This window comes from Pseudarthrobacter sp. DSP2-3-2b1 (genome assembly GCF_049895945.1).
GTDB lineage: Bacteria > Actinomycetota > Actinomycetes > Actinomycetales > Micrococcaceae > Arthrobacter.
The window spans coordinates 210,905-223,278 of the sequence record NZ_JAFCTI010000005.1 but is presented as its reverse complement, the minus strand read 5'-3'; the positions used below and the strand labels follow the sequence as shown (position 1 = coordinate 223,278).

The 12,374-nt window shown below is 65.8% G+C and carries 11 protein-coding genes and 1 tRNA gene; 7 read left to right on the top strand and 5 right to left on the bottom strand.

The genetic code is table 11. The features are described 5' to 3' along the window. The first annotated feature begins 68 nt into the window (after window positions 1–68). The 3 genes from ACP7AX_RS08780 to ACP7AX_RS08770 are packed head-to-tail and all read left to right on the top strand — an operon-like array spanning window position 69 to window position 3,288. The gene (locus tag ACP7AX_RS08780; RefSeq protein ID WP_131683921.1) at window positions 69–1,238 is read left to right on the top strand and encodes a Gfo/Idh/MocA family protein; all 1,170 of its coding nucleotides are present in this window, start codon (window positions 69–71) and stop codon (window positions 1,236–1,238) included. Then, window positions 1,238–2,452 carry a dihydrodipicolinate synthase family protein gene (locus ACP7AX_RS08775; RefSeq protein WP_426226136.1) on the top strand — a complete coding sequence of 405 codons (1,215 nt, stop codon included), beginning with the start codon at window positions 1,238–1,240 and terminating at the stop codon, window positions 2,450–2,452. The genes ACP7AX_RS08780 and ACP7AX_RS08775 overlap by 1 nt, the downstream gene beginning before the upstream one ends. After that, window positions 2,449–3,288, top strand: coding sequence for a sugar phosphate isomerase/epimerase family protein (locus tag ACP7AX_RS08770; protein WP_426226135.1), 840 nt, complete (start codon window positions 2,449–2,451; stop codon window positions 3,286–3,288). The genes ACP7AX_RS08775 and ACP7AX_RS08770 overlap by 4 nt, the downstream gene beginning before the upstream one ends. A 110-nt stretch (window positions 3,289–3,398) precedes the next feature. On the opposite strand, the gene ACP7AX_RS08765 is transcribed toward ACP7AX_RS08770, so the two are convergent. Further along, window positions 3,399–4,820, bottom strand: a complete 1,422-nt coding sequence (locus ACP7AX_RS08765) for an FGGY family carbohydrate kinase (protein WP_426226134.1) — start codon at window positions 4,818–4,820, stop codon at window positions 3,399–3,401. 2 nt (window positions 4,821–4,822) lie between these two features. Beyond that, window positions 4,823–6,010 (bottom strand): xylose isomerase, encoded by a 1,188-nt coding sequence (xylA, locus tag ACP7AX_RS08760; protein ID WP_426226133.1) that lies wholly within the window; start codon window positions 6,008–6,010, stop codon window positions 4,823–4,825. A 144-nt stretch (window positions 6,011–6,154) separates the two neighbouring features. Between xylA and ACP7AX_RS08755 the strand changes: the two genes are divergently transcribed. Beyond that, window positions 6,155–7,411 (top strand): ROK family protein, encoded by a 1,257-nt coding sequence (locus ACP7AX_RS08755; RefSeq protein ID WP_426226132.1) that lies wholly within the window; start codon window positions 6,155–6,157, stop codon window positions 7,409–7,411. Here ACP7AX_RS08755 and ACP7AX_RS08750 read toward each other — a convergent pair. After that, a complete protein-coding gene (locus ACP7AX_RS08750; RefSeq protein ID WP_426226131.1) occupies window positions 7,408–7,863 on the bottom strand; it encodes a VOC family protein in 456 nt (151 codons plus the stop codon). The two genes, ACP7AX_RS08755 and ACP7AX_RS08750, sit on opposite strands and share 4 nt — an antisense overlap. Window positions 7,864–7,982: 119 nt before the next feature. After that, a tRNA-Arg gene (locus ACP7AX_RS08745) sits at window positions 7,983–8,055 on the bottom strand. A gap of 234 nt (window positions 8,056–8,289) precedes the next feature. Between ACP7AX_RS08745 and ACP7AX_RS08740 the strand changes: the two genes are divergently transcribed. The 3 genes from ACP7AX_RS08740 (at window position 8,290) to ettA (ending at window position 11,286) form a co-directional block, all read left to right on the top strand. Further along, complete coding sequence (locus tag ACP7AX_RS08740) at window positions 8,290–8,868, top strand: single-stranded DNA-binding protein (protein WP_426226163.1); 579 nt, start codon at window positions 8,290–8,292, stop codon at window positions 8,866–8,868. Between the two features lie 221 nt (window positions 8,869–9,089). Continuing rightward, a complete protein-coding gene (locus tag ACP7AX_RS08735; RefSeq protein ID WP_426226130.1) occupies window positions 9,090–9,557 on the top strand; it encodes a DUF6993 domain-containing protein in 468 nt (155 codons plus the stop codon). A gap of 46 nt (window positions 9,558–9,603) precedes the next feature. After that, on the top strand, window positions 9,604–11,286 hold the full coding sequence (gene ettA / locus ACP7AX_RS08730; protein WP_426226129.1) for an energy-dependent translational throttle protein EttA: 1,683 nt from the start codon (window positions 9,604–9,606) through the stop codon (window positions 11,284–11,286). Window positions 11,287–11,387: 101 nt separating this feature from the next. On the opposite strand, the gene ACP7AX_RS08725 is transcribed toward ettA, so the two are convergent. Beyond that, the gene (locus ACP7AX_RS08725; RefSeq protein WP_426226128.1) at window positions 11,388–12,368 is read right to left on the bottom strand and encodes an acyl-CoA thioesterase; all 981 of its coding nucleotides are present in this window, start codon (window positions 12,366–12,368) and stop codon (window positions 11,388–11,390) included. Window positions 12,369–12,374: the final 6 nt, after the last annotated feature.

Here is a 12,374-nt window from a genome sequence, read left to right as displayed (position 1 = left end):
TGGATGCAGTGGGAATGCGCTTTCCCGAATCAGCTTGAGTAACACTGCTCACTCACCGTGGAGGACACATGGGCTTCGAAACAAAGACGATCCGCATTGCCATGAACGGCATCACCGGCCGGATGGGGTACCGCCAGCACCTGCTGCGTTCCATCCTCCCCATCCGCGATGCAGGCGGCTTCACCCTTGAAGACGGCACCCGGGTACAGATCGAACCGATCCTGGTTGGCCGCAACGAAGCCAAGATCCGCGAGCTCGCCGAACTGCACAAGGTTGCCGAGTGGACCACGGACCTCGACTCCGTCATCAACGACCCCACCGTTGACATCATCTTTGATGCCTCGATGACCAGCCTCCGCGCCGCCACCCTGAAGAAGGCAATGCTGGCCGGCAAGCACATTTTCACCGAGAAGCCCACGGCTGAAACCCTGGAAGAGGCCATCGAACTGGCCCGCATCGGCAAGGAAGCCGGCGTCACTGCAGGCGTTGTGCACGACAAGCTGTACCTGCCCGGCCTGGTCAAGCTCCGCCGCCTGGTGGATGAGGGCTTCTTCGGACGCATCCTCTCCATCCGCGGCGAATTCGGCTACTGGGTCTTCGAAGGCGACGTCCAGGCAGCCCAGCGCCCGTCCTGGAACTACCGCAAGGAAGACGGCGGTGGAATGACCACGGACATGTTCTGCCACTGGAACTACGTCCTCGAAGGCATCATCGGCAAGGTCAAGAGCGTCAACGCCAAGACCGCCACCCACATCCCCGCCCGCTGGGACGAGGCCGGCAAGGAATACAAGGCCACCGCCGACGACGCCTCCTACGGCATCTTCGAACTCGAAACCCCGGCCGGCGAGCCGGTCATCGGCCAGATCAACTCCTCCTGGGCCGTCCGGGTCTACCGCGACGAACTGGTGGAGTTCCAGATTGACGGCACCCACGGTTCCGCCGTGGCCGGGCTGAACAAGTGCGTCGCCCAGCAGCGCGCACACACCCCCAAGCCGGTCTGGAACCCGGACCTGCCCGTCACGGAATCCTTCCGCAGCCAGTGGCAGGAAGTCCCGGCCAACGCAGAGCTGGACAACGGCTTCAAGCTCCAGTGGGAAGAGTTCCTCCGCGACGTCGTCGCCGGCCGCGAACACCGCTTCGGCCTGCTGTCCGCTGCCCGCGGCGTCCAGCTTGCTGAGCTGGGCCTGCAGTCCAACGACGAACGGCGCACCATCGACATCCCGGAGATCACGCTCTGATGACTTCCCTGATCCTTCCCTCCAGCGACGGCGGCACCCGCGAGTACCGCCTCCAGGGCGGCACATCGTGGGCGCGTCCCACGGCCCCACTCACGGCCCGCCGCGCCTACGCCGCCGCGCACGTGATCCCCGAGGTCCTCGGAGACAATACGCCCGGCGCCCCCGCCAGCCTCGACTGGGACGCCACCATGGCCTACCGTCATGAGCTCTGGTCCTATGGCCTCGGCGTCGCCGATGCCATGGACACCGCCCAGCGCGGCATGGGACTTGACTGGGCTGCCACCCAGCAGCTCATCAAGCGCACGGGTGTGGAGGCAGCCTCGGTAGCCTCCTCCGGTAACGCCGCAACTGCAGGCAAGACCGTGCGGGACCTCGTCTCGTGCGGAGCCGGCACAGACCAGCTCGACAGTGCCGCCCTGCCTGCGGGCGAAGCCGGACTTGAAGCCGTGCTGAACGCCTACCGTGAGCAGATCGCTGTCGTGTCCGAAGCCGGACCCAAGGTCATCCTGATGGCCTCCCGTGCCCTGGCGAAGGTAGCCGGCGGCCCGGAAGACTACCTGAAGGTGTACTCCACCCTGCTCCAGGAAGTGGACCAGCCCGTCATCCTGCACTGGCTCGGGACGATGTTCGATCCCGCCCTCGCAGGCTATTGGGGTTCAGCTGATGTGGACCAGGCTACGGAGACGTTCCTCTCCCTGATTCGCGACAACGCGGACAAGGTTGACGGCGTAAAGGTTTCCCTGCTTGACGCCAGCCACGAGGTGGCCCTCCGCGCAGTCCTGCCCGAAGGCGTCCGCCTCTACACCGGGGACGACTTCAACTACCCCGAGCTGATCGACGGCGACGGCAGCCACCACTCGGACGCCCTGCTGGGGATCTTCGCAGCCATCTACCCGGCCGCCTCCGTTGCGCTGCAGCAGTACGACGCAGGCAACGCTGCCAAGGCGCGCGAAATCCTGGATTCCACCCGTGAACTGGGCAAGCACATCTTCAGCGCACCCACCTTCTACTACAAGACCGGGATCGCCTTTATGTCCTGGCTCAACGGCAAGCAGCCCGGCTTCCAGATGGTGGGCGGCCTGCACTCCGGCCGCTCCGTGTGCCACCTGGCCAAGACGTTCGAACTCGCCGACCAGGCGGGGCTGCTGAAGGATCCGGCCCTGGCCGCATTCCGGATGTCGGACTACCTGCGCATCAACGGAGTGGGAGTATGAGCGACTTCTCCCGCCTCGCGATCAACAGCGCCACCACGAAGAAATGGACCCTCGCCCAGGTTGTTGACGGCTGCGTCAACGCCGGAATCCCGTCAATCGGGCCGTGGCGTGACCGCGTCGAAGAAGCCGGCCTGGACAAAGCGGCACGCCTGATCAAGGACGCCGGCCTCCGGGTCTCCTCCCTGTGCCGCGGTGGCTTCCTGACCGCTGCCGATGCCGAGGGGCAGGCCGCCGCGCTGGCCGACAACCGGGCAGCCATCCTCGAAGCCGTGGCCCTGGATACCAAGGAACTGTTTCTTGTGGTCGGCGGACTGGCGCCAGGCGAGAAGGACGTGGTGGCCGCGCGCCGGCGCGTCGCGGACCGCCTCGCCGATCTGGCCCCGTTTGCCCAGGAAAACGGCGTCCGCCTGGTCCTGGAGCCGCTGCACCCGATGTACGCGGCAGACCGTGCGCTCATTTCCACATTGGGGCAGGCGCTGGACCTCGCGGCACCCTTCGACGCCTCCACAGTGGGCGTGGCCGTGGATACCTTCCACGTCTGGTGGGACCCGGAGCTCAAGGCCCAGATCGCGCGGGCCGGCCGGGAGGGCCGGATCGCCTCCTACCAGGTATGCGATTTCAACATGCCCATCGCTGCCGATCCGCTGCTCTCCCGCGGTTACATGGGCGACGGCGTCATAGACTTCGCAACCATCGGAACCTGGGTCCGCGACGCAGGCTACACCGGCGATATCGAAGTCGAAATCTTCAATCAGGAGATCTGGGACACGGACGGCAACACCGTCCTGGCCACGGTCAAGGAGCGGTACGAGGAGCTTGTGCTCCCGTACGCCTGACCTGATTCAGACCGCGGGCTCCTGCTAACGTCACGGCAGGAGCCTGCGCCCCACCAGGCAAAAGGACCTGCACCGTTCACGGTGCAGGTCCTTTTGTGTGCCGGCAGGAACTAGGCGAGATAGGCGGCAGCGTGCCTGCGGTACCTGGCAAGGGTGCCGCCGTCGGACGCTCCTGCCTGCATCTCCACACCGCTGAGGGCCCAGGCCGGGAACGCGCCGGCCAGCACCGCGGCAGCCTGGCGGGCGGCGCCGTCGGCTACATATTCGCCGGGCGTCGGAACAAACACGGGCAGGCCCAGCAACTGACTGGCCGCCTGCTGTACCGCGGCGGACTGCGCGCCGCCGCCCACCAGGATGGCGCGCCGGGCATCCACGCCCTGTGCCTGCAGGGCGGCGAGGCCGTCAACGAGGGAACAGACCACGCCCTCGACGGCGGCGCGCGCCAGGTTGGCGGGGGTGTAGTTGGAACGGGTGATGCCGTGCAGGGAGCCGGCGGCCTCGGGCAGGTTTGGGGTTCGTTCGCCGTCGAAATAGGGGACAAGTGTCAGCCCGCCGGCTCCCGGGGCGGCCGTCAGGGCCAGTTCAGTGAATTCCGCGAGGCTGACGTCCAGCAGTGCTGCGGTGGCGTCGAAGACCCGCGTTGCGTTCAGGGTGCAGGCGAGCGGCAGGAAGTTGCCCGTGGCGTCGGCAAATCCTGCCACCAGCCCGGACGCGTCCGCTGCCGGCGTGGCCGAGACCGCAAATACGGTGCCGGACGTGCCCAGCGAGATCACCACATCGCCCACCCCCGCGCCCACGCCAAGGGCGGCGGCGGCGTTGTCCCCGGCGCCCGGACCAATGAGCGCCCCTTCCGCAGTCTTCCCTGAAGCGTCCAGGGGGCCGACGACGGCGGGAAGCCGGGGGACGTGGCCCAGGGACTTTTCCAGCGCATCAGGAAGGTACTGGCCGGTGGATGCAGAAAAGTAGCCGGTGCCTGATGCGTCAGAGCGGTCGGTGCGGAGGGCGGCGAGGCCTTCCGCGCCGCTGCCGGGGCCGAAGCCTGCCAGCCGCCAGGACAGCCAGTCGTGGGGAAGGCAGACCGCTGCGACGCGGGCAGCGTTGTCCGGTTCGTTCTCGGCAAGCCAGCGCAGCTTGGTGATGGTCAGGGAAGCCACTGGAACGGTTCCCGTGATGCCGGCCCAGTAGCGCGCCCCCTGGCCGGGATCGCCGCCGCCAGCTTCCCGGATCAGGTCCAGCGCGGCCGGGGCACTGCGGGTGTCGTTCCAGAGCAGGGCCGGGCGGATGACATTCCCGTCAGCGTCCAGGCAGACCATGCCGTGCTGCTGTCCGCCCACGGAAACCGCACTGACGCCGCCGAGGCCGCCGGCCTGGTGGACGGCTTCCTGGAGGGCGTTCCACCAGTGGTCGGGATGCACCTCGGTTCCCGCGGGATGGCCGGCGCGGCCCTGACGGAGGAGCTCACCGGTGGCAGCGTCGCGGATCACCACTTTGCAGGACTGGGTGGAACTGTCGATGCCGGCAACGAGGCCCATGGTCAGCGGGCGTTGAGCAGGTGCTCGATGGCCAGTTGGTTAAGCCGCACAAAGGCGAAGGAGCGCTCGGCAGCGGCGTCGGCGTCGAACGTCTCGAAGGCCGCGGTGTCCGCCAGAAGGTCCGCGGCTGATTCGCCGGCTGCCAGGGTGGACTCGCCCAGTTCGAAGACTCCGGAGGCTGCCAGTGCTTCCTGCACCTGCGGGTCTGCGCGGAAGGCGAGGGCCCGTTCCTTGAGGAGGAGGTACATGGACATGTTGGACTTTGCGGATTCCCAGACACCGTCATAGCCGTCGGTGCGGGAGGGCTTGTAGTCGAAGTGGCGGGGGCCGTCGTACTTTGGCCCGCCGTTCGGGAAGCCGTTTTCGAGCAGGTCCACGGTGAAGAAGGCGCTGGTGAGATCACCGTGGCCGAACACGAGGTCCTGGTCGTATTTGATGCCGCGCTGGCCGTTGAGGTCGATATGGAAGAGCTTGCCCGCCCAGAGGGCCTGTGCGATCCCGTGGGTGAAGTTCAGGCCGGCCATCTGCTCGTGGCCCGTCTCCGGGTTCAGGCCCACAATGTCGCCGTGTTCCAGTTCGGCGATGAACGCCAGGCCATGGCCGACGGTGGGCAGGAAGATGTCGCCGCGGGGTTCGTTGGGCTTGGGCTCCAGAGCAATGCGGAGGTTGTAGCCCTTGTCCTTGATATAGGCGGCGGCGGTGTCGACGCCTTCCTTCATCCGGTCCAGGGCAGCGGACAGGTCCTTGGAACCGTCGTACTCGCTGCCTTCACGGCCGCCCCACATCACGAATGTTTCAGCACCGAACTCGGCGGCAGAATCGATGTTGCGCAGTACCTTGCTCAGGGCGAAGCGCCGGACCGAGCGGTCGTTGGAGGTGAAGCCGCCGTCCTTGAACACCGGGTGGCTGAAGAGGTTGGTGGTCACCATCGGGACCTTGAGGCCGGTCTCGGCGAGTGCTGCCTTGAAGTTCTTCAGGATCAGTTCGCGCTCAGAGGCAGTGGCGTCGAAGGGGACCAGATCGTTGTCGTGGAACGTGAGGCCGTACGCGCCGAGTTCGCTGAGCTTGTGGACCGCTTCCACCGGGTCCAGCGGCTTCCGGGTGGCAACGCCGAAAGGATCGGCTCCCGTCCAACCGACGGTCCAGAGGCCGAAGGTGAACTTATCGGTGGGTGCGGGCGTGAGAGTCATGATGCGTCCTTGCATGTCAGGGACCGGAAGTACCGGTGAGTTAGTTTATTGCTTGAACTATATGATCCGGAATGAGCTAAGGTCAATAGCAAAGCGGGCGGTTGCGCCGTCCGGGCAGAAGGCGTCCAGGCAGAAGGAGGGGCCATGGCAGGTTCAGCAACGGCTGCAGGTTCCCCGGAGCAGGGGACGCCGGGAAGCATGGGTGACGTCCGCCGTGCCAACCTGGCCCTGGTCCTTGGCCGGATTGCCAAAGCGGGCGCCGGCACCCACCTGACCCGGGCCCAGATCGCCGTTTCCACGCGGCTCACCAAGGCCTCCGTATCGAGCCTGGTGCTGGACCTGATCGACGCCGGAATCATCAGGGAAATAGGGCTGAAGCCGCAGGGTGAGCGGGGACGTCCAGGCGTGGGCCTGGAACTGAATCCGGCCAACGCCGTGCTGGGAATGGAAATCAATGTCGACTACATTTCCGCAGGGCTTACTGACCTGGCAGGAAACCTTTTGCTCCAGGAGGTGCGGGAGCGGGATAACCGCGGAACCGCTCCTGCGGCTGTGGCGGCGGCCCTGGCCCGGCTGGCAGCCGAACTGCGGGATGCGGCCCGGGCGCGGGGGATCCGCGTGCTCGGCGGCGGACTTGCGGTGCCCGGACTTGTCGATCCCAAATCCGGGACCGTGATCGCGGCTCCCAACCTCGGCTGGAACAACGAATCCTTGGACTTGCCGGCACTGGTTCCCAATGTGCCGTTGGGCACCACACTTTTCAACGAGGCTAACGCTGCAGCCCTGGCGGAAGTTCGCTACCGCCCTGCCGGGGACGCAGACTTTCTGTTCGTCTCAGGGGAAGTAGGCGTCGGCGGCGGGCTGGTGATCGGCTCTGAGCTGTTCACCGGCCCGCACGGACACGCCGGCGAGCTGGGCCATGTAGTGGTCCAGCCTGAGGGGGCCGCCTGCTCCTGCGGCGGCAGGGGCTGCCTGGAGACAGTGGCAGGCCAGGATGCAATTTTTGTTGCGGCGGGAGTTACCACGAACCGGCAACAAAACGCGCAACTATCCGCCGCTCCGTCACGGTCCGAAAGCCTGGCGCAGTTGCTGGCAGCGCTGGCCGCCGGGGATGCGGACGCCCTCGACGCCGTCGCGCGTGCCGGCCATTACCTCGGCGTGGCTGTCGCCTCCACCGTCCGGCTGCTGAATATCTCCTCGGTGGTACTGGGGGGCCATTTTGCCATTTTGGGGGAGTGGATCACGCCGGCGCTCTCTCAGAGCCTGGCAACCTACGCCCCTGGAATAGTACTGCCGGGCAGCATCAGCCTGTCCGCAGTAGGCCAGGCGGGTGCCGTCCTTGGAGCTGCCGGCAGCGTGGTGCGGGCTTTGGTGGAGGCCCCGCACAGGCTGTCTTCCTAAGGGGATTTGGCGCCATCCGTGCTTCCCCGGCCCTCTGCCGGACCGAGCTCCTGGAACAGTGTCACCTGAAGCCCCGCCGGTGCTGCCAGCCTGGAGTTCAAGGACCGCCACGGGGTTTCGCGCGGCGTGGCAAGGAGTTCAGCCCCGGCTTCCACCAGCTCAGCGGTTACGGACGCTGTGTCCTCCACCTCGAAAGCGACCCTCAGCCTGGCGCTGGGCTGGCCATCAGCTTCCACCCTGTCGATAAGCTTCACCTGGGCAGGGTTGGACAGCTCCAGGGTGGCCCGCCCGGCATCAAGTATCGAGACGCGCGCGTCCCCTTCGCCCTCATACGCTTCCAGCTCCGCAAGGCCAAGCACATCGCGGTAGAAGTGCAAGGCCGCTTCGTAGTCCTCGGACTCAACAACAAGGCGGAGCTGGCGTACGGGACCCTTGGCATTTTCGGTGTTCATGCTTGTACCGTAAGCCCTGGAGCCACCCTGTCCGGGGCAAGCGTGCGGATTGCCCCCTTACGCTGCAAAGTCGAGTGGCCCTGACCTTGCGTTTCCGCAGGTCAGAGCCACACACTTTGTGCCCCAGGAGGGAATCGAACCCCCGACCGGCGGATTAGAAGGCCGCTGCTCTATCCCCTGAGCTACTGGGGCACGTGGCGCCACGACCAGAAATCCGGCGCATGAAAAGTTTACATTGCCCCGTGCACGGCAGCGTCACGGTGGCTGGTTGCCGGCGTCCGTGTCCCTTCGGGGCACATCCTGTCCTCCACAGGCGGACCTGGCCAGAGTTATGCACATACGGAAAGTTGCCCCTGCCTGTCCTGTCCGGTCCGCGCGAAGCTGGTCTTGCCGCCAAGGCACCACCTTTAGAGACAGGACATGACGATGAATGACACGATTACGATCCGTGGCTTCGTGGCTACCGAGATCAAGACCTCCACCACTCCTGGTGGGGTTCCCACCGCCTCCTTCCGCTTCGGCTCCACCGGCCGTCGCTTTGACCGGACCTCAAACAGCTGGGTGGACCTGCCCACCAACTGGTTCAATGTCCAGGGCTACCGCCAGTTGGCCGGGAACATGGCCTGCAGCATCAAGAAAGGCCAGCGCGTGATTGTGGTCGGCCGGCTCAAGCTGCGCAGCTGGGAGAAGGACGGCCGGACCTACCATTCGACTGAGATCGACGCCGACTCGGTAGGCCACGATCTGATGTGGGGTTCTGCCAACTACACCCGCAATGCGAACAACGGCCTGCACCTGGTGCCGGAGAACACCGCGTCGGGGCAGGGGCTGGCGGAGCCGCCGCATGACATCGGCCTCACTGATCCCGAGGACGACGACCGCGATCCGGGCGATGAAGACCACTCTGACGATGGTGAAGCCGCCGGGATATTTCTGGAGGATTCAGACGGCAACCGCACCCCTGTCAATGCTGAAACGGGGGAACTCGCCGGGTCCGCCGTCTGACCCGCCGTCTGACCCGCCGTCGTCCCTGCCGCCGGCCCCGCAACCGGTCCTGCAGTTCCGTCCGGGGGCGGGCCGCGTGGCAGAATGGCGGCATGAAGCGAGCCACGGTGGACCCACAGCCAGCCCAGGTCACCCGCAGGCCCGCTCACTCCCGCACGGGTCAGTGCCGCACAGGGCTGGCGCCTGCACCGCGGCCGGCCGCGGTGCTTACAGGGTGCCTCATGCTGGCCCTCTCACTCGCAGCCTGCACCGGCGGCCCATCGGATGTGGCGGCTACTGCAGCGGCTACGCCGTCGGAGTCGCCCGGCACGGCTACGCAGCCTGACGCCACTGCGCCCGGCACCACCGCCCCCGGCGCAGCTGGTCCTGTTGCCGCCGCACCGGCCGAGGACGATGCTACTGCCCTTCTGAAGCAAAGGGTCTCTGACGCGTTGAGCCGGCTGGCGTCGGGAACGCCCAAGCCGGCCACCGCGCAGGTGACAGATGCGCTGACCGGCGCCGGGGTAGCACCTGCAGCCCTGGAAGTTTCGGCGAGCCGTACACCCACCGGGCTGGAGGCCGATGCCATTGAAGCCGGGGTATTGCAGGGCAGGGACTGTGTGATCGGCCAGGTCCGGGACGGCAGCGTTACGGTCACAGTTCTTCCCGTGCTGGCAAGCGGCAAGTGCTTTGTGGGCTCAGCCGCCTGACCCTTCGAATGTGAGATATGCACGCCAACCCACTAGATTTGGAACCATGGCGGAATTTATCTACACAATGACCAAGGCCCGCAAGGCTGTTGGCGAAAAACTCATTCTTGACGACGTAAGCATGTCCTTCTTCCCGGGCGCCAAAATTGGTGTTGTTGGCCCGAACGGCGCCGGTAAGTCCACCATCCTGAAAATCATGGCCGGACTGGACACCCCTTCAAACGGCGAGGCCCGGCTCAGCCCGGGGTACACGGTGGGAATCCTGTTGCAGGAACCACCGCTGAACGAGGAAAAGACCGTCCTGGGCAACGTCCAGGAAGGTGTGAGCGAAATCTTCGGCAAGATCCAGCGCTTCAACGAGATCTCCGAGGAAATGGCCAACCCGGACGCCGACTACGACACATTGCTCGAAGAAATGGGCCACCTCCAGGAGGCCATTGACGCCGCCGACGCCTGGGACCTCGACTCCCAGCTGGAACAGGCCATGGACGCCCTCCGCTGCCCGCCCGCGGATGCTGACGTGACCCTCCTCTCCGGTGGTGAGCGCCGCCGTGTGGCCCTCTGCAAGCTCCTGCTGCAGAAGCCGGACCTCCTTCTCCTGGACGAGCCCACCAACCACTTGGACGCCGAGAGCGTGCTGTGGCTGGAACAGCACCTCTCCAGCTACGCCGGAGCCGTCCTGGCCGTCACCCACGACCGTTACTTCCTTGACCACGTCGCGGAGTGGATCGCCGAAGTGGACCGCGGCCACCTGTACCCCTACGAAGGCAACTACTCCACTTATCTCGAGAAGAAGCGCGCCCGCCTCGAAGTCCAGGGCAAGAAGGACGCCAAGCAGGCCAAGCGCCTCACCGAAGAACTCGAGTGGGTCCGCTCCAACGCCAAGGGCCGTCAGACCAAGTCCAAGGCCCGCCTGGCCCGCTACGAGGAAATGGCCGCCGAAGCGGACCGTACCCGCAAGCTCGACTTCGAAGAGATCCAGATCCCGCCGGGGCCCCGCCTCGGCGGGCTGGTGCTCGAAGCCAAGGACCTGCAGAAGGGCTTCGAGGACCGGACCCTCATCGACGGACTGTCCTTTACCCTTCCCCGCAACGGCATTGTCGGCGTCATCGGCCCCAACGGTGTTGGCAAGACCACGCTGTTCAAGACCATCGTGGGCCTGGAACCGCTCGACGGCGGCGTCCTGAAGATCGGCGATTCGGTCAAGATCTCCTACGCGGACCAGAGCCGCGGCGGCATCGATCCGAACAAGACCCTGTGGGAAGTAGTGTCGGACGGCCTGGACTACATCCAGGTGGGCCACGTCGAAATGCCTTCGCGTGCCTACGTGGCTGCATTCGGCTTTAAGGGCCCGGACCAGCAGAAGAAGGCCGGGGTGCTCTCCGGTGGTGAGCGCAACCGCCTCAACCTCGCGCTGACCCTCAAGCAGGGCGGAAACCTGCTGCTCCTTGACGAACCCACCAACGACCTCGACGTGGAGACCCTCAGCAGCCTCGAAAACGCGCTGCTTGAATTCCCCGGCTGCGCCGTGGTGGTTTCGCACGACCGCTGGTTCCTGGACCGGGTGGCCACCCACATCCTTGCCTACGAAGGCGACGAGGAGAACCCCTCCAAGTGGTACTGGTTCGAGGGCAACTTCGAATCCTACGAGGAGAACAAGGTGGAGCGCCTCGGTCCCGATGCGGCCAAACCGCACCGCGTGACGCACCGCCGCCTCACCCGCGACTAGTCACAAACCGCGGCGACAACGCGGCTGAACAGAAAGGCCGGCTTCCCGTCAGGGGCGCCGGCCTTTCTGCTGCCCAGGAAATGTCCTAAGGGCAGGCGGAGTCAGTCCCGCCCGGCCTTGCGGATCTGATGTTCCAGGACTTTGGTTTGGAAGGCACCCACCACTTTGTTCTTCAGGTCCGTGGGAACGCGGACCATGCCCTCCTGTGCCACGGAGGCGACGTGCTGCCCGGCCCGGTTGAAGATCTTGCCGGTCGCTAGTCCGCGGGCACCCTGGGCGCTGGGGGATTCCTGGACGTACAGCAGCCACTCATCCACGCGGGCGGGCCGGTGCCACCACATCGCATGGTCAAGACTGGCAACGCTCATGCCGGGCGTGATCCAGCTGAGCCCGTGCCGGCGCAGGATGGATTCGAGCAGGGTGTAGTCGCTGGCGTAGGCCAGGGCAGCCCGGTGCAGGTTCGAATCATCAGGCATAGGCCCGAACGTCTTCATCCACACCGCGTTCCTGGCCTCCTTCTTCCCCTTGGCCGATACGTACAGCGGTGGGTCCACGTGCCTGATGTCGAAGGGCCGCTCGTACGCCCAGTGCCGTGCCACGGGGTGGTCAAACTTGCCAAGCAGTTCGGCGGTGCTGGGCAGCGACTCGGGGTCGGGAATGCCGGCGGGCATCGTCGACTCGTGGTCGATTCCGTCATCCAGGCCCTGGAACGAGGCGATCATCGAGAGAATGGGCAGGCCTTCCTGATAGGCGTGGACCCGCCGCGCCGAAAAGGACCGGCCGTCGCGCAGCCGCTGCACGCCGAAGGTAATTGCCTTGTTGGCGTCGCCGGGGCGCAGGAAATAGCCATGCATGGAATGCACAAACCGCTCGGGGTCCACTGTCCGCATCGCCGCGACAAGTGACTGGGCCAGAACCTGGCCGCCGAAAACCCGCTGATGGGGCTGCTGCTGGGACGGTCCAAGGAAGATGTCCTCGTCGGTCCGGGCGCCTTCAAGCTCACCCAGGTCAAGGAGTTGGATCAGCGATGAGGTGGGGTCACCGCTGGGAGGTGCCAGCAGTCCGGTTTCGGCTTCAGTCATGGTTTG